The organism is Rhodococcus sp. IEGM 1341, assembly GCF_030056895.1.
Lineage (GTDB): Bacteria > Actinomycetota > Actinomycetes > Mycobacteriales > Mycobacteriaceae > Rhodococcoides.
Genome location: NZ_JASHKV010000001.1, coordinates 1,039,544 through 1,056,551 on the forward strand (window position 1 = coordinate 1,039,544; position 17,008 = coordinate 1,056,551).

The following is a 17,008-nucleotide window of genomic DNA, read 5'->3' on the forward strand; positions in this document are numbered from 1 at the left end:
TCGAACGGTGTTCGCCGGGGCCTACGCGGCGTTCTCGAACGCGTCCGAAATCGATTGGAATGCTTCGGTGTACGCCTGGATTCCCTCGCGGGTGTAGAAGAACGGATCGAGGTAGATGATCTGGTCCTCGGTGGTGAAGGTGGTGTCGGCGAAGGCTTCCTGTGCATCGAAGACGGCCTTGGCGGGGGACGAACCGGGCTCACCCGCTGCGGCGTCGCGGTCCAGAACGATCACCCAATCAGGGTTGGCCTGAGCGATGGTCTCCGGTGCCAGACCCGAGTCACCATGGACATCGCCTGCCTGCCCTGCGAATACGTCGGTCAATGTGAGGGGTTCGAGGAGACGACCGATGCGCGCTGCACCGTTGTCGATCTTGCCGCCGTTGACGTTGGCAAGAAACACCGTCTGCCCGGTGGTCTGCGCCGCGGCGGGAGCCTCCGCAGCGTCGAGGGCCGCGATGATCTCGGCCGCCCGGTCCTCCTTGTCGAAGATGACGCCGAGTGTCTCGGTCTGGGTCTTCAGAGTGTCGACGAAGTTCTCCTCGTCGGGCGAGATGTCGATGGTCGGCGCGATCTGGCCGAGCTCGTCGGTGTACTCCTGAAATCGGTAGCCACCGATGATGAGATCGGGTTCTGCTTCGCTGACCACTTCGAGGTTCGGTTCGCGATGAGTTCCGACGTCGAGAATGGCATCGTTGTCGATCCACTCCTCGAAGCCCGTCGACGGCATGATGGGTTTGGGCAGAGCGACCGGCTCGATACCGAACGCCCGAAGCGTCTCGAACGAGGTGTTGTCCAGTGCTGCCACGCGCACCGGATTCGCGGGAACCTCCATGCTGCCGTTGTTCGTCTCGATGGTGACGGTTGCGGCGTCGGTCGACTCACCTGTGGCCGAGTCGGTGCTGCACGCACCGAGCACGAGCAGCGAGGTCGCGGCGGCTGCGACAAGCAGGCGGGGGGCGCGGAACGTTCTCACTTCGGTGTACTCCATTGCTCGATCTTTACTGGAACTTTGGTTGAGCAGTAAAGTAGCACTTAGGCAAGGCTATGCAAATTTTAGCTCGAGAATCAGCGAAAGTCCCTGGATCTGGATGCGACTCGAAGATCCATCAGTTGCAGATGATCGGCCACCACGGTCACCGCACCCTCGGCGTTCTGCACCTTTCCCCGAATCAGCAGCGCCGGAGCCGTGATCGCCAGCTTGCGGTACTTGGCCCACAACCCGACCGAGCACACCACGTTGACCATTCCGGTCTCGTCCTCGAGGTTGATGAACGTGACTCCTCCGGCAGTTGCCGGCCGCTGGCGATGCGTCACCGCTCCGCCGACCAGCACTCGGTCTCCGTCCGGAATCTGCAGCAGCCGGTTCGCGGGAATCACGCCGAGCGAATCGAGCCGATCCCGAAAGAACTGCGTGGGATAAGAATTCGGTGACACACCGGTTGCCCAGACATCGGCCGAGGCCAGATCGAGATCCGACATTCCCGGTAGCGCAGGCGCTTTCGTGGACGCTCCGATGCCGGGGAGCAGTCCAGGACGCTCCCCCGCCGCTGCACCCGCAGCCCACAGTGCCTCTCGGCGAGTGATGCCGAAGCACCCGAGTGCACCTGCCGTTGCCAGCGATTCCGCCTGCGCCACCGACAGTTCGACGCGTCCGGTCAGGTCCAGGAACGAGGTGTAGGGCCCGTGTGCGTCTCGCGCGTCGACGATCTTCTGGGCCACTGCGGTCCCGATGAACTTCACATCGGCCAACCCCATGCGAATCTCGAGGCCGTCCGCCTCGAGATTCGCATGGCCGAGACTCGCGTTCACGTCTGCACCGTGGACGAGCACACCGTGCCGCCTGGCGTCGGCGACCAGGGATTGCGGTGAGTAGAAACCCATCGGTTGAGCACGCAGCAGGCCGGCGCAGAATGCCGCCGGGTGGTGCAGCTTGAACCACGAGGAGTAGAACACCAGTGAGGCGAAACTCTGCGAATGGCTTTCGGGGAAGCCGAAATTGGCGAATGCGGACAGCTTTTCGTAGATTCGGTCTGCCGCCGCGCCGGTGATGCCGTGAAGATCGCGCATCCCGTCGTAGAACCGCCCACGCAGCAGTTCCATCTTCTCCGGTGATCGCTTCGACCCCATCGCACGGCGCAGTTGATCGGCGTCGGCGGCACTGAAGCCGGCGACGTCGATGGCCATCTGCATCAGCTGTTCCTGGAACAGCGGCACTCCGAGTGTTCGATCGAGTGCCTTCTTCAGCGACGGATGCTCGAAGATCACCGGCTCGAGTCCGTTGCGGCGCTTGATGTACGGGTGCACCGAACCACCCTGGATCGGACCGGGACGGATCAGCGCGACCTCGACCACCAGATCGTAGAAGTTGCGCGGCTTGAGCCGCGGCAGAGTGGCCATCTGCGCGCGAGACTCGACCTGGAACACCCCGACCGAATCAGCTCGCTGGAGCATCTCGTACACCGCAGGCTCGGACAGGTCGATCGAGGCGAGTTCGATATCGATGCCCTTGTGCTCGGCGATCAGGTCCATCATGTAGTGCAGCGCCGAGAGCATGCCGAGCCCGAGCATGTCGAACTTCACCAAACCCACTGCGGCACAGTCGTCCTTGTCCCACTGGAGCACACTGCGGTTCTCCATCGTCGCCCATTCCACCGGGCAGACGTCGGCGATCGGCCGATCGCAGATCACCATGCCACCGGAGTGAATGCCGAGGTGCCGCGGGAAGCCCTCGACCTGCCGCGCGAGTTCGAGAACCGATTCGGGAATACCGTCGCCCTCCTGATCACCGATTCCGGACCAGCGGGTGATCTGCTTGCTCCATGCGTCCTGCTGCCCTTGTGAGAAGCCCAGCGCACGGGCCATGTCTCGCACGGACGACTTGCCGCGGTAGGTGATGACGTTGGCCACCTGAGCGGCATGAGTGCGGCCGTACTTGGCGTAGACGTGTTGGATCGCCTCTTCTCGACGATCGGATTCGATGTCGATGTCGATGTCCGGTGGCCCGTCGCGCTCGGGTGCGAGGAACCGCTCGAACAGCAGCTTGTTCGCCACCGGGTCGACGTTGGTGATGCCGATCGCGAAACAGACAGCCGAGTTGGCCGCCGAACCTCTTCCCTGACAGAGGATGTCGTGTGTCTTGCAGAAGTGGACGATGTCGTGGACCACCAGGAAATAGCCGGGGAATTCGAGCCTCTCGATGATGTCGAGCTCGTACTCCAGCTGCGAATAGGCCGCCGGGTTCGCCGACTGCGAGCCGTACCGACGGGCGGCCCCCTCGAACGTGAGTCGACGCAGATAGCTGATCTCGGTGTACCCGTCGGGCACCTCGAAGGGCGGGAGGCGTGGCGCGATCAGCTTCAGATCGAACGAACACTCACGACCGAGCTCGACGGCACCGCGCACCGCGCCCGGATAGTGCTCGAACAGTTCCGCCATCTCCGCTCCGGACCGTAGATGTCCGCCGCCGGTCGGTGCCAACCAACCGGCAGCCTCGTCCAAACTGCTCCGAGCGCGCACAGCGGCCATCGCCATGGCCAATCTCCTGCTGCGCGGACTGGCGTAGTGCGCGGCCGTGGTCGCGATCGTCGGAAGACCGTACTTTCGAGCCAGCATCGCCAGCGCATCGTTGCGCTCGTCGTCGTCGGCAATTCCGTGCCGGGTGAGTTCGACGGTGACGCGATCGGCCCCGAAGCGGTCGACGAGAGTGCGCAGCGCGGACTCGGCCGCCTCCGGACCACCGCGCGAGAGCGCCTGCCGAACATGACCCTTTCGGCAACCGGTGAGAATCTGCCAGTGCCCGCCCGCCGATTCGGTGAGTTCGTCGATGTCGTACTGCGGCTTGCCTTTGACTCCGCCGGCCAGGTGTGCGGCCGCGATCCGACGCGAGAGCCGGCGATACCCCTCCTGGCCGCGAGCGAGCACCAGTAGATGAGTGCCGTCGGGATCGGTCTCCCCGGCTCGGGATCGATGCGTGTCCAGTGAGAGTTCGGCACCGAACACGGTTCCGATGCCGAGAGCTCTGGCTGCCTCGGCGAAGCGCACGACCCCGTAGAAACCGTCGTGATCGGTGATGGCGATGGACTCGAGGCCCAGGCGTACCGCCTCCTCGACCATCTCCTCGGGCTGCGAGGCACCGTCGAGAAAGCTGAACGCCGAGTGCGCATGCAATTCTGCATACGGCGTCGTGGACAGCACGGGCTTGTCGATGGTGCGGTCGTAGACGTCCCTCTTTCGCGACCAAGCCGGGCTGTCGCCGCCGTCGCCCTCGGCCGCCGGCTTGGGACGTCCGGACAGGACGCGCTCCATCTCCGACCACGTGGGTGGTCCGTCGTTCCATCCCATCAGCCCTCCCCTCACCGCATCGCCGTTGCATCGAACACTTGTTCTAATGAGAGCACGAGGGTCCGACACGATCAACTACAGTCGAGTCGCCACTGACCCCTTCCACAGAGCCGGAGCACCGTCGTGACCCGTTGGGCCTCGTTCGTCGTATCGCACAAACGATGGGTGCTGGCTGTCGTCGTCGCCGTCGTCACAGTCGGCGGGGTGTTGGGACTGAGCGTCTTCTCGAAACTGAGTGAGGGCGGCTACGCAGACGCCGGCAGCGAATCGTCCGAGGTGGCACGGCTCGTACAGGGCATCGGCCAACCGACTCCCGACATCGTGGCGATCTACACCGCACCCGAGGGCGAGACGATCGACGACATCGGCCCCCGAGTGCAAGCGACGATCGACGAGTTCACGAGTCGATACACCCTCGGCAACGTCAACTCGTACTGGACCGCAGACCCGGTCAGCAGAGAATTTCTGATCTCGAAAGACAGAACCAAGGCCTTGGCGACGGTGTCCCTCGGGGCGAACTCGGGCGTCACGTTCAACACATTCGGCGACCTGCCGCCCCAGCTCGAAGTACCCGGCATCGAATCGCAGTTCGCCGGCGCATCGGTGGTCGGGGTATCGCTCAGCGAAACCCTCGAACGCGACCTCGTCCGCTCCGAGATCATCGCTGTTCCCATCACATTGCTGCTGCTGATATTCATCTTCGGCGGCGTCGTCGCCGCAGCGGTCCCGGTGTTCGTCGGCATCCTCAGCGTGCTCAGTTCCCTGGCCATCCTGCGGGTGCTCACCGAGTTCACCGAAGTCAGCTCGTTCTCCATCAATGTCGCGTCGCTACTGGGGCTCGGCCTTGCCATCGACTACGGACTGTTCATCGTCAGCAGATTCCGCGAGGAACTACGCGGCGGGTCGACGCCGTTCGACGCGACCGTCCGCACGGTGTCCACCGCAGGCAAGACCGTCGTCTTCTCCGGACTGCTGCTGATCTGCGCATTCGCGGGCATGCTCGTCTTCCCGCAGGCGGTGATCCGATCTCTCGGGTTCGGGGCCATGGCGGCGGTGGCGAGCGCGGCCGTCCTGTCCCTGACGGTGATTCCGGCGCTGCTCGCGATTCTCGGCTCCCGCATCAACTCCTGGACGTGGTCGCGTACCGCGTCCGATCGCAGCGATGCACGGGCACACAAGTTCTGGGGCGGCGTCGTCACCCGCGTGATGAAGCATCCGGGAATCGTCGCGGCCGTCATCGTCGCCGGGTTGCTGATCATCGCCACCCCGATCCTGAAAGTCTCACTCGGCGAGGTCGACTACACGGCGCTGCCGAAGGACAATCCTGCGCGCATGGCGTTCGAGACGCTCGGCACCGACTTCGAGTCCACCGGCGAGGGTGCCACCGTGGTTCTTCGCGGCCTGGACGGCGTCAAGCCTCAGGGCGCACCCATCGCATCCCTCACCTCGGCTGTGGAATCCACACCGGGTATCGCTCGCGCCGAATTCCTGGGCTCCAAGGACGATTTCGTGACACTTCAGGCGTCCTACAGCGAGCCGACCGGCGGCCTGACCGAGGCCGAGTCTCAATCCGAGGCAGTGTCTGCACTGCGCTCGATCGCCCCTCCCGACGGCACCGAGATCCTCGTCGGCGGCGGACGAGCCAACGTCGACGACGGCAATGCTGCCATCGCGAAGTGGCTACCGGTGATGATCGCCATCATGGTCGTCTCGACGCTGGTGTTGCTGTTCCTCGCGTTCGGCTCGATCGTGCTGCCCGTCAAGGCCGTACTGATGGCCGGACTGAGCCTGGGCGCAACCTTCGGCGCACTCACGTGGGTGTTCCAAGAGGGCCACGGAGCCTCCCTGCTCGGCGTCACCCCAGGACCGCTCGAGTCGACGTTCGTCGTTCTCATCCTCGCGGTCATCTTCGGCTTGTCGACCGACTACGAGGTGTTCCTGATGTCGCGCATGGTCGAGGCCCGCGCGGCGGGAGCGACTACCGAGGAAGCGGTGATCTTCGGTGCCCAACGCACCGGACGCATCGTCACTGCGGCGGCGTTGATTCTGATCGTCGTCACCGGTGCCTTCACCATCTCGGGTCTGTCGATCATGAAGTTCCTTGGCGTCGGAGTCATTCTGGCTCTGATCATCGACGCGACGATCATCCGTATGTTGCTGGTTCCGTCCTTGGTCAAACTCATGGGCGAGGCCAATTGGTGGGCACCCGCCTGGATGAAGAAAGTGCACGAAAAAGCCGGTATCGGGCACTAGCACCGGAACTTACTTCGGAGTAGGGTCGGCTCGCATGGCGAACTTCATCGTAACCGGCGGTACCGGGTTTCTCGGGAAGAACGTGCTGCCCCGATTGCTCGACCGCGATGCACTCGCGGCAATCCACGTGCTGGTGCGTCCGAGTTCGGTGGCGCGGCTCGAGCGACTGGCACAGCACCTCGACGGCGGCGACCGAATTCACCCGCTGGTCGGCGACCTCACCGAGCCGGCGCTCGGACTCCGAGACGTGCCTTCCGACATCGACCACATCCTCCATCTCGGAGCCGTCTACGATCTGACCGCGGGCGACGAGCAGACCCCGACCAACGTCGCCGGAACGGCCTCGGTGATTCGTCTCGCCGAGAAGACGGGGGCTCGCCTGCACCACATCTCGTCGATCGCCGTCGCGGGCGATCACCGAGGAACGTTCTCGGAGAACGACTTCGACCTCGGTCAAGCCTTTCCGACGGCATATCACCGCACCAAATTCGAGTCCGAGAAGCTGGTGCGAGACAGCGCTGTGGACTGGCGGGTCTACCGGCCCGCCGCGATCATCGGCCACTCGGAGACCGGTGCGATCGACAAAGTGGACGGCCCGTACTACTTCTTCCCGTTCTTCGCCGAACTTGCCAAGCTGCCTTCTGCCATACCGATCACGGTGCCGAAGATGGGCTCCACCAACCTCGTTCCGGTCGATTACGTCGCCGACGCCATCGTCGAGCTCGTACATCGAAACACTTCTTCCGGCAGCGTGTTCCATCTGGTGAACACGAGTCCGCAATCCATGGCCGAGGTGTATTCCGCATTTTCGTCGGCAGCCGGATCGCGAGCGAAGATCGTCGACGTACCGGGTGCACTGGTCGCTCCGGTCGTCTCCCCCAAGTACCGAGCCGTACGCAAGCAACGCGACGCCGCCCTCCGTGATCTCGGCGTACCTCCGGTGATGCTCGAGCACTTGACCCTGCCCACGGTGTTCGAGTCGGCAGCGACACAGAAAGCATTGCAGGGCAGCTCGATTGCACCGCCTCCACTGCGCACGTACGCCGATCGCGTGTGGACCTACTGGCGGGAGAACTTCGACCCCAAGCGCAATCGCCGAAACGATCCGCGCGGGCCACTGTTCGGTCGTCACATCATCATCACCGGTGGCTCCTCCGGCATCGGCCGGGCCAGTGCCGAGGCGGCCGCACGCAAGGGCGCAGTGGTCATTCTTCTCGCACGCGGGCAGGATCAACTCGACGAAGTGGTCGAAAGAATTCGCGAATCAGGTGGCACTGCATACGGTTACCCGTGCGACGTGACCGACAGCGAGTCGGTCGAGCACACCGTGAAAACCGTTCTGAGCGAACACGGTCATGTCGACATGCTGGTCAACAATGCCGGGCGATCCATCCGCCGCTCGCTCTATCGGTCCACCGATCGGTTGCACGATTACGAGCGCACCATGGCCGTCAACTACTTCGGGGCAATTCGGTTGGTGCTGGCGCTGCTGCCACACATGCGTGAACGTCAGTTCGGGCACGTGGTCAACATCTCCAGCGCTGCCGTCCTGGGACACCCCCCACGGTTCTCCGCCTATGTCGCCAGCAAGGCAGCGCTCGACGGGTTCACCGATGTTGCTGCGGCAGAAACACTCTCGGACGGAATCACGTACACCACGATCCACATGCCGCTGGTGGACACTCCGATGATCACCCCGACGGGCGACAAGAACGTCGGCCCGGTGTTCTCACCGGAGAAGGCCGCGGCCATGGTGATCCGCGCATTGAGCGACAAGCCCAAACGCATCGATACGCCGCTGGGAACGCTCGGACAGTTCGGAGCCATCTTCGCCCCCAAGGGCAAGGACCGCACGATGCACCAGCACTACCGCACGTTCGCCGAATCCGCGGCTGCCAAAGGAGAAGCGCAGGTACCCCTCGAGGACGGAAAGGTGCCCTACCGAGTCCGGCCCTACGATCCGAAAGCTCCGAGCGCTCGCATCGGCAAAGTGATCCGTCGCGCCGGCAGATTGGTACCCGGCACCAGCTGGTGACCGGCGGGGTCAGCGCAGCAGTGCCTTTCCCCAGACACGCAGGAATCCCTGACTCAGGTGTGTCAGAGTGCCGATGGCCAGCACCCATTTGACGGTGCTGACCACGGTGGTGGCGCGAACGACGGTGTCGGTGATCTGTTCGCGGTTGTCCACCAGAATCAGTCCGACGATGTTCTCGATGTAGTCGCCGGCGGCAGAGGCCACGGGTGCGACGGCCAATGCAGTCGTCGCCGCAGGGCTCAGCGGCGTCTTGTCCGCCAGGCTCCTCGCGCCGGCACGCAATGCAACGGCGTAGATCGCCGGATGGACGAAATCGGGCAGATAGTGGCTGCGGAACCGGGCGATCTCGGTCTCGTCCATGCTCGCCAGGATCTGCCGATAACGCTCGGCGGACCACGCCGTCTGCACGGCAAGCACTTTCGGAGCTGCTGGGCCGAGCAGTCGGGCGATGTTGGCCTGGGATACGACGAACAGTGCCGACCAGCCCAGCATCCTGCGATCCAGCGCACTCGGTGTCATGTCCGAAGACACTAGTGCGTCAGAAACGGGAGGACGGTGGCCTCGAACGCCGAGTAGCCGTCACGATGAATGCTGTGTCCGGTGCGAAACGCCTCGACGCGGCAGGTCGAGATCTCGGAGACCATCGCGTCCAGTCGTTCCGGATCGACCATGCCGCCGGGACCGCCGCGAAGCACCAACGTCGGAGCAGCGATGTCGGCCAACGACTCCCACCACTGCGGATTCGGCCGACGGAACTGGTCGAGAGCAGTGGCGGTCATCGAGCGATCGAAGGCGAGTACCGCGCGGGGATGCAGAACGACGCTGCTCGCTGCGTGCCAGAGCTCGGTGATCGACGGCATCTTGCCGGTCAGCGTCGGCGGAGCGTCCCCCGGCCTGATCGGTATCGGGAGCTCTTCGAGTACCAGACGCCGAACGAGCTCCGGGCGACGTTGCGCGACGAGCGAGACCGCATATCCGCCGAGGGAATGGCCGACGAGATCGACTTCGTTCAGCCCGAGGTGGTCGATCAGGGCCAGCAGGTCTGCCCCGAAGGAATCGAACTCGTACGTGGACGTGTGCGCACTCTTGCCGTGCCCGCGCAGATCGACGGTGATCACCCGGCGGCCCTGCGCGGTGAGCGCCCGGGTGAACCGATCCCAGGTTGTGCTGTCACCGCCCATGCCGTGTACCAGCATCACCGGTGTCGATTCCGAGTTCGCATGCCCCAGCGGGGTGAACGAGCGATACGCGATATCGACGCCATCGAGGTCGACCGTCTCCGACATCATCTGCATTCCCTCGACGGTAGCGGTGCCGCTATTCGTAGATTCCTTCCACCCGCCACCGACCCTCGTCGAACACCAGCAGCAGGGCCCTCTCGTCGTCGAGCACCACCTGGGCTCGCGCCGTCGGACCCGTCGCCGCGTGGCCACTGTCCCACCATCGCTCGTCCACCGGCCACGGTCCGGCCAGACCCGTCAACGCCCATTCCTTGGTGCCCCAGCGCAACCGCGACGGGGGCGCATCGAACACACCACGATCGGTGACGCCGATTCCGGTTCCCGCTCGATTCATCAACGTCACTGTCGGACGTGTCTCGATCACTGCCGCCGGAGCAGGCTCGGGTAGCCGTCCCGGCCAAGGAGCCGACGGGTCGGATATCGGCACCAATTCGTCGCCGAGCGGACGCAACGTGATCCGCTCGGACGGCCCACGACCCCCACTGAGCACACCACCGAGCACCGATTCGCCACCGAGCAGACCCTGCACGCGCACCAACGCCCGACGCGCCCTCTCGTCCTCGTCGCCGACACTGCCCCACAACCCCAGTTGCAGCTCACCTGCGGCCACCACTTCGATCGGTTCGAGCCGCAGCACGGTGATCGCGGACGTCGGCTTGTTCTCGCTGCGCCCGGTGATCCAGCCGTCCAGTTGCCACCGCACACGATCGGCTGTTCCTTCCGGCGTCAACGGCTCCGCGCAGCGCCAGATCCGCGACAGGTTCTCACCGTTACCGGTACTGGCATGCACCAGCAGCCGAGTACACGCAACGGCAGCGGCGGCAAGCTTGGTGTGCAGCTGCTCGGCCAGGCCGCGCCCGGCGAAGGCAGCGGCGTCGACTCGATCGATCGGCGGGTCGCACAGGTACTCCACATCCAGGTCGGGTGGAAGAGCCCTGGCCGACGGCGGACGCTCGGGCTCGCCTCGTGCACTGCGATGCGCCAACACCGCGTCGGTACCGAACCGGGACGCCACATCCCCCGGAGACAGTGCAGCGAAGTCGCCGATGGTTCGTAGACCCAAGCGCCGCAACAGATCCACCAGCTCGCCGCGATCGGCAGCAGACATGCTCGGTTCCGCCGAGAGTTCCGCCACCGGCAACGGCGCGAGGAAGCCTGCACCCCCGCCGCGCGGCACCACCTGCGCATACCTCGCAGCGACGACCGCGGTGGACAGCTCGTCGGCGATACCGATCTGACATTCCACTCCGGCAGCCGACGCTTCGTCGATCAGCCGTTCCGCGGCCCGATGCTCGGTACCGAAATACCGTCCGACGCCGCGGGCAGAAAGAACCAGCAGGCCCGGTCGCAGTACTTCGACTCCCGGTGCGATGGCGGCGATCGCCGAGACCACGGGCTCGAACAGTCGCGCATCACGATCGGTATCGGCCAGAGCGACATGCACTTCCGGGCACCGCGCCTGCGCTTCCCGACGGCGCAGGCCACGCTTGATGCCCGATGCCCGTGCCGTCGCCGAGCAGGCGACGACCCGATTGGCCGAGGTGACGACCACCGGATGCGTCGCAGGGAGATCGGCCTGGGCAGCTGCTGCAACGGCAGGCCAATCGGGGCACCACAGTGCCAGAACACGGTTGACATGAACACGGCTGGAGCGGTCGATGCTCATGTCGAGACCGCGATCGACAACGGATTCTGTTCGCGCCCCTCGGCATGCCACTCGATGCGGCCGTTCTCCGAACGCAGGTCGAGTCGAACGGTGCGGGGCCGCATCGCCTTGCCGCGAGCGCACACCGACAAACGGACGCCGCGCAGTCGGCCGCGACCCAGCTCCCGGCCCGTGCCGAGGCCGTCGTATCCGTGGACCGATGCGTCCAGTCGTAACTCTGCCCCGTCCCAGTGCCCATCGGTCACCAGCAGCGTCGAGCCCTTGCTACGCGCTCTGGCCACCACGGCCCTGGCCCGAGTGGGCGATACCGACAGACCACCGAGACCGAGCACGACGAGGTCGACACCGTCGAGCAGAATTGCCGCCACTTCCACCGGATCGGGACCGGGATCGGGAATCAAGGCCAGCTTGCTCAGCTGTGCACCCATCTCCACCGCGGCCAGAATCCCGAAACGGGGCTGCCCGATGACGGCGACATGCCCACCGGCACCGGTCACCGCAGCCACCAACCCGATCAGGAGCGAGCCGGCACCGGATACCGAGGCCACCGTTCCACGCACCAGGCCGCCGTGCGGTAGTACCTCGATCAGCGCGGAGGGCACCGGTAGAACGGGCCGCTGACGGGTTGGACGCTGCGTCGACGGTTCCTGAATCACGGGCTCGACAGGGTCCGAATTCTCGATGCGCACCGACGCCGTTTCGCCCCGGGAAGGCACGGCAGCCATCCGGCTACGCAGCAACGCCACGCGCTCCGGCAGCGACAACCCGTCGAGCGCATCCGGCGTGACAGAAGCTCCCGATACAGTCATGTCACTCCCCTTCGCGGCGTAGAAAATCGAGCCGAAACTTCGGTGTTCGACGGACGCGGGAAGTGGCGCATTCGAACACAATTTCGATCTGCACTCAGTAAAGCCGCTCGGACGGCAACTCGTCAAGGTGATGCCGAAGCCCCTGGTAGATGCCTCCGTTCCGTGGCTGCAGGCACGTCCCGCCATCGTCAACTAACCTGTGGACGTGACGGATCAGCAGCGTGTTCGACGGGGCGTCGGGCCCGACTACCTCCTGGCAGGCAGATACCGCCTGGCCGGCAAACTCGGCGGTGGAGGCATGGGCGCGGTATGGCTCGCCACCGACACACTTCTGCACCGTCAGGTGGCCGTCAAGCAGGTCACGTCCACCACTCGACTGACCCCTCAGCAGGCCGAGGAAGTACGCAACCGGGCCATGCGCGAGGGACGCATCGCTGCCCGACTCTCCAGCCCGCACGCCATCGCGATGCACGACGTCGCTCTCGTCGACGGTGAGCCGTGGTTGGTCATGGAATACCTGTCCTCGCGCAGTCTCGCGCAGGCCCTCGGCACCACCGATTCGCTACCACCGTTCGAGGTCGCACAGATCGGCGCACAGATCGCCGATGCACTGACCGAGGCGCACGAGGCCGGAATCGTGCACCGCGACATCAAGCCTGGCAACATTCTGATCGCCGATCGCGGCAAGGATCTGGGCATCGTCAAGATCAGCGACTTCGGCATCTCCCGCGCCAAGGGAGACGTCGAAGAAGCCGACGACAGTGTGATCACCGGCACCCCGGCATATTTCGCCCCCGAGGTCGCGCGCGGACAGGACCCCACCGCGTCCAGCGACGTATTCTCCCTCGGCGCAACGCTGTACACGGCCATGGAAGGCAAACCGCCGTTCGACATCGATCACGATTCGATCGCACTGCTGCACCGAGTTGCCAAGGGGCAGATCATCGCTCCCACCCGCAGCGGCGATCTCACGGGACCGTTGCTGCACATGCTCGAGCCCGATCCTGCCCGACGCCCCACCATGGCGCAGGCGCGCGACGAGATCATCGTCGCCGCGATCAGCAAGCGCGGCACCATAGCTCAACTGCGCGGGGCACCGCTGACATCTGCGGACGGTGTGGTCCCGGCATGGGCCAGGCGCTCGACACCGGTCTCCGAATCTCGCCGTCCGTCGCGGGAGTTCGGAAGAACCATCGCGGGCCTACCGGCCGTGCAACCCGGTGAGAGCCAAGCCAATCCGGTCCCGTCCACGTATTCGCCACCACCGTTCGACCTGCCGAAAAAGAAGAAGAACCCGATCGACGACGTCCTGATGCGCATCGAGGACGTCATCGGTGACCGAACGTCGATTCCGTCGACCGCGATCCTCGCAGCACTCGTGCTCGCCGTCGTGATCGTTCTCGTTCTGGTGATCATGCTTGTGATCTGACCATCAGTACCGGTCTCCGCATCGGATTTCCCCGACCCGACAGCACCCGCAACCACGCGTCGACGATGGGATCGGCAAGTACCCGCCATCGAAAGTCGATGTAGCCGAGAACTTTCGGGCACGTCGCCCATCGATCAGCCGAGAACCGGCATCACCAGCGTCGTCAGAGCGCCGTCGACTGCCGACCGCACCAGCATCGGCTGATCCGGCGCGGCGATATCGAGCATCAGGTCCGGCCCGACGGCCGATGCGACGGCAGCCTGCAGGACGGCCGCGTCGAAGAACACCGTCGTCTCGGCACCGGTGACCCGTGCGGGGACGACAACACCCTCGACCGTCAGGCCGTCCGGGCCTGCGTCGATCCGCAGCGTGCCGCTGTCGAGGGGAACGAAATCTCGTTGCACCACAACCCGCGTCGCAGTCGGGGCCAGACCGTCGACGATCGTCCGCCAGTCGGGGAAGTCGCCGTCGACGAGATCCACGGTGTGCTGGACGCCTTCGGACTCGAGCATCATCGCGTCGTCGGTTGCCGTCAACGCACAGTTCCCCGACGCGGGTAGAGACCCGAGGGAGCCGACCGCTGCGATACGCGACCAGGATGCACCGGGTGAGCTCTGCGCGACGAGGCTTCGAGTGGAGAGTCGGTACCGATCCGTCGCGGTGAGCGTGACAGTGCCACCGTCCACCTCGACCAACACGCCCCGCAGCACCGGAAACTCCTCGCTCGTTCCGGCCGCCGACGCGACCTGTTCCACCGCCGACGCGAAGTCGGCAGCAGATACCGTTGCTGTGCAGTACTTTTCGTCGAACAATCGGCGAATGGACACCGCGGCCTCGGCAGCTGCCCGCGCACGTGCGGCGAGCTCGTCGACGTGCCGATCCACCATCTCCACCGCTGCAGCTCCGTCGCCGTCGAGGGCGGAGGCCACCGTGTCGAGCGGCATGCCGATTTCGCGAAGTTGTCGAATGATGTTCGCCCGCTTCGCTTGTGCTTGGGTGTAGTAGCGATAGCCGGACCTGGCGTCGATGGATGCCGGCACGAGCAACCCACAGTCGTCGTAGAAGCGAAGGGCACTGGGGGTCAGCCCGCTCGCGCGAGCGAACACACCGATGGTCAGGAATTCTTGGTCCGAATCAGTCATGGGGAAATCCTGAGGCTTCGGGTAGGTCGAAGGTCAAGCGAGATCCGGTCACCTAGTCGATTCGACGCTTGTGCGCCCATCTGGTGAGCGCATTCCTGTTGGACTGCTGAGTCTTTCGGAGAACGTTCGAGGCGTGCGTCTCGACGGTCTTGACCGAGATGAACAGATCCTCGGCGATCTCACGATAGGTGTACCCGCGGGCCAACAACCGCAGCACCTCCAGTTCACGGGGCGTCAGCGAATCCAGTTCCGGATCCAGCGGGGGCTCCGGAGCGGCGCTGCGACCGGTGAACGAGTCGAGGACGAACCCGGCCAGGCGGGGGCTGAACACGGCATCTCCCCCGGCGACGCGTCGAACACCGTCGGCGAGCTCAGAGCCGGAGATCGTCTTGGTGACGTATCCCCTTGCCCCGGCACGGATGACGGCGATGACGTCCTCGGCGGCATCGGACACACTCAGGGCGAGACACACCGGCCCCTCGGAGATACGGTTCAACACGGCCACGCCGCCGCCGTCGGGCATGTGCACGTCGAGCAACACCACGTCCGGCTTGGTCGATTCGATTCCCGAGACCGCCTCGGCGACGCCTCCCGCTTCCCCGACGACCTCGATGTCCGCCTCGCGGCCGAGTTCGGCTCGCACACCGGAACGGAACACCGCATGGTCGTCGACCAGGAAAACGCGGAAAGGTTCGGTCACGTCGGCTGCTCCTGCTGGGTGGATTCGGATGATTCGGTGGTCACGGAGGCACCGTTGCGGGGCATGAAGATTCGCACTTCGGTTCCCTTGCCGACGGTAGACCGTACCTGCACCGTGCCGCCGCGGCGCTCGATGCGTCCCCGAATGGACTTCGCCAGGCCCTGTCGATCCTCGGGTACCGCGGACTCGTCGAATCCGGTACCCCGGTCGCGAACGAAAACACTGACCTGGTCCGGTTCGGTTTCGGCGTACAGGTCGATATTGGTCTCACCGGAGTGCTTGGCCGCGTTGACCAGTGCTTCTCGGGTTGCACCCAGCAGAGCGGTGAAACTTTCCCTGGACAGGCCGGATTCGACGTCGTCGGGCAGTAGTTGCACGTCACCGACCGTGATCGGTCTGACGGTGACACCGTGCTGATCCTCGACCTCACCGGAGATGGTCTCGAGCGCATCGGACAAGTTCGAGTTGTCGGTGTCGCCACCGTCGAACAGCCATTTGCGTAGTTCACGCTCCTGGCCGCGCGCCAACCGCATCACCTCCTGTGGATGATCGGACTGCTTCTGGATCAGGGCCAGTGTCTGCAGCACCGAATCATGCAGGTGCGACGCGATTTCCTCGCGTTCGTCGTTGCGGATGCGCGCAGACCGCTCGGCACCGAGCGCACGCCAGGTGCGCAACCAGATGGGAACCGTCAACAGGCCGACGCCGACGAGAGTGACCACCACCGCCAGCAAGGACGAGCGCAGCGCCGCCAGATCGACGCGGGCGAGCACCACCACGGCGAGACCGAGCACGATCAACGTGGCTCCGCCGACGACCCTCGCCCAACTCAACACGGTCGGATGCTTGGGGAGCCCCAGAGCCGTTCGCGGGCCCTCGGAGTCGAACTCGCGCCACACCAGGGCAGCACCGATCACCACGACGATGACCGGCACGATGACCGAAGCAGCGGTGCCGCTGAGTAGCCAGGCGAGCCCGACGGCGAGGCCGAGACCGATGGCAGCCAACCCGAGCGCACGCTGACGTTCGGCGGCACTCGGGTGCGCAGTGTCCTCGCCCGCGGGCGTGAACATCCAGATCAGTCCGTAGGCGGCAATTCCGGCACCGGCCGACGCGGCGAGCAGTGCGAATGCGACCCGGACCTTGAACACGTCGACGCCGAGGTGGTCGGCGAGACCACCTGCGACGCCGCCGACGATGCGTCCGCCGCCGCGTCGTTGATAGGGGGCAGGAGCAGAACGGGCTGGAGCGGCAGGAAAAAGAGGAACGGCATGGGTGACCGGCACGTCGCCGGCTTCGGAAGATGTGTTGCGGGCGGCGACAACGGGTGGATTGTCGACAGGGTGCACGCCTTCGATCCTGGCACGGATGCGGTGGTCGTCGCATCAGG

At 65.0% G+C, this 17,008-nt stretch carries 12 protein-coding genes; 3 read left to right on the forward strand and 9 right to left on the reverse strand.

The genetic code is table 11. The features are described from left to right. Positions 1 to 21: 21 nt before the first annotated feature. Positions 22 to 990 (reverse strand): siderophore ABC transporter substrate-binding protein, encoded by a 969-nt coding sequence (locus tag QM615_RS04705; RefSeq protein WP_283347114.1) that lies wholly within the window; start codon positions 988 to 990, stop codon positions 22 to 24. Between the two features lie 77 nt (positions 991 to 1,067). Continuing rightward, entirely contained in the window at positions 1,068 to 4,343 is a 3,276-nt protein-coding gene (locus tag QM615_RS04710) for an error-prone DNA polymerase (RefSeq protein WP_149405372.1), read from the reverse strand. 123 nt (positions 4,344 to 4,466) lie between these two features. On the opposite strand from QM615_RS04710, the gene QM615_RS04715 reads away from it, so the two are divergent. Then, positions 4,467 to 6,596: an MMPL family transporter gene (locus tag QM615_RS04715; protein WP_149405371.1), complete on the forward strand. Its 2,130-nt coding sequence runs from the start codon at positions 4,467 to 4,469 to the stop codon at positions 6,594 to 6,596. Between the two features lie 34 nt (positions 6,597 to 6,630). Beyond that, positions 6,631 to 8,631 carry an SDR family oxidoreductase gene (locus tag QM615_RS04720; protein ID WP_149405370.1) on the forward strand — a complete coding sequence of 667 codons (2,001 nt, stop codon included), beginning with the start codon at positions 6,631 to 6,633 and terminating at the stop codon, positions 8,629 to 8,631. Positions 8,632 to 8,640: 9 nt separating this feature from the next. Here the strand turns inward: QM615_RS04720 and QM615_RS04725 are convergent, their stop codons facing one another. The 4 genes from QM615_RS04725 to imuA' are packed head-to-tail and all read right to left on the reverse strand — an operon-like array spanning position 8,641 to position 12,347. Further along, positions 8,641 to 9,150 carry a hypothetical protein gene (locus tag QM615_RS04725; RefSeq protein WP_068051266.1) on the reverse strand — a complete coding sequence of 170 codons (510 nt, stop codon included), beginning with the start codon at positions 9,148 to 9,150 and terminating at the stop codon, positions 8,641 to 8,643. An 11-nt stretch (positions 9,151 to 9,161) separates the two neighbouring features. Beyond that, positions 9,162 to 9,926, reverse strand: a complete 765-nt coding sequence (locus QM615_RS04730; protein WP_394855385.1) for an alpha/beta fold hydrolase — start codon at positions 9,924 to 9,926, stop codon at positions 9,162 to 9,164. Between the two features lie 22 nt (positions 9,927 to 9,948). After that, positions 9,949 to 11,538, reverse strand: coding sequence for a DNA polymerase Y family protein (locus QM615_RS04735; protein WP_149405369.1), 1,590 nt, complete (start codon positions 11,536 to 11,538; stop codon positions 9,949 to 9,951). Then, on the reverse strand, positions 11,535 to 12,347 hold the full coding sequence (gene imuA' / locus QM615_RS04740; RefSeq protein ID WP_176460342.1) for a DnaE2-dependent mutagenesis accessory factor ImuA': 813 nt from the start codon (positions 12,345 to 12,347) through the stop codon (positions 11,535 to 11,537). The genes QM615_RS04735 and imuA' overlap by 4 nt, the downstream gene beginning before the upstream one ends. 205 nt (positions 12,348 to 12,552) lie before the next feature. Between imuA' and QM615_RS04745 the strand changes: the two genes are divergently transcribed. Continuing rightward, positions 12,553 to 13,776 (forward strand): serine/threonine-protein kinase, encoded by a 1,224-nt coding sequence (locus QM615_RS04745; protein ID WP_262498288.1) that lies wholly within the window; start codon positions 12,553 to 12,555, stop codon positions 13,774 to 13,776. 134 nt (positions 13,777 to 13,910) lie between these two features. On the opposite strand, the gene QM615_RS04750 is transcribed toward QM615_RS04745, so the two are convergent. From QM615_RS04750 to QM615_RS04760, 3 genes are read right to left on the reverse strand one after another with little or no spacing between them, the layout of a single operon-like run. Next, positions 13,911 to 14,918, reverse strand: a complete 1,008-nt coding sequence (locus QM615_RS04750; RefSeq protein ID WP_149405367.1) for a DNA polymerase III subunit beta family protein — start codon at positions 14,916 to 14,918, stop codon at positions 13,911 to 13,913. A gap of 52 nt (positions 14,919 to 14,970) precedes the next feature. Continuing rightward, positions 14,971 to 15,618 (reverse strand): response regulator, encoded by a 648-nt coding sequence (locus QM615_RS04755; protein ID WP_068051262.1) that lies wholly within the window; start codon positions 15,616 to 15,618, stop codon positions 14,971 to 14,973. Beyond that, a complete protein-coding gene (locus QM615_RS04760) occupies positions 15,615 to 16,904 on the reverse strand; it encodes a sensor histidine kinase (protein WP_410482225.1) in 1,290 nt (429 codons plus the stop codon). Before QM615_RS04760 ends, QM615_RS04755 begins: the two co-directional genes overlap by 4 nt. Positions 16,905 to 17,008: the final 104 nt, after the last annotated feature.

Bases quoted from the DNA above. Each gene is read 5' to 3' on its own strand.
- QM615_RS04705 (WP_283347114.1), bottom strand. From the start codon at position 990: ATGGAGTACACCGAAGTGAGAACGTTCCGCGCCCCCCGCCTGCTTGTC.
- QM615_RS04710 (WP_149405372.1), bottom strand. From the start codon at position 4,343: ATGGGATGGAACGACGGACCACCCACGTGGTCGGAGATGGAGCGCGTC.
- QM615_RS04720 (WP_149405370.1), top strand. From the start codon at position 6,631: ATGGCGAACTTCATCGTAACCGGCGGTACCGGGTTTCTCGGGAAGAAC.
- QM615_RS04725 (WP_068051266.1), bottom strand. From the start codon at position 9,150: ATGACACCGAGTGCGCTGGATCGCAGGATGCTGGGCTGGTCGGCACTG.
- QM615_RS04730 (WP_394855385.1), bottom strand. From the start codon at position 9,926: ATGCAGATGATGTCGGAGACGGTCGACCTCGATGGCGTCGATATCGCG.
- QM615_RS04735 (WP_149405369.1), bottom strand. From the start codon at position 11,538: ATGAGCATCGACCGCTCCAGCCGTGTTCATGTCAACCGTGTTCTGGCA.
- imuA' (WP_176460342.1), bottom strand. From the start codon at position 12,347: ATGACTGTATCGGGAGCTTCTGTCACGCCGGATGCGCTCGACGGGTTG.
- QM615_RS04750 (WP_149405367.1), bottom strand. From the start codon at position 14,918: ATGACTGATTCGGACCAAGAATTCCTGACCATCGGTGTGTTCGCTCGC.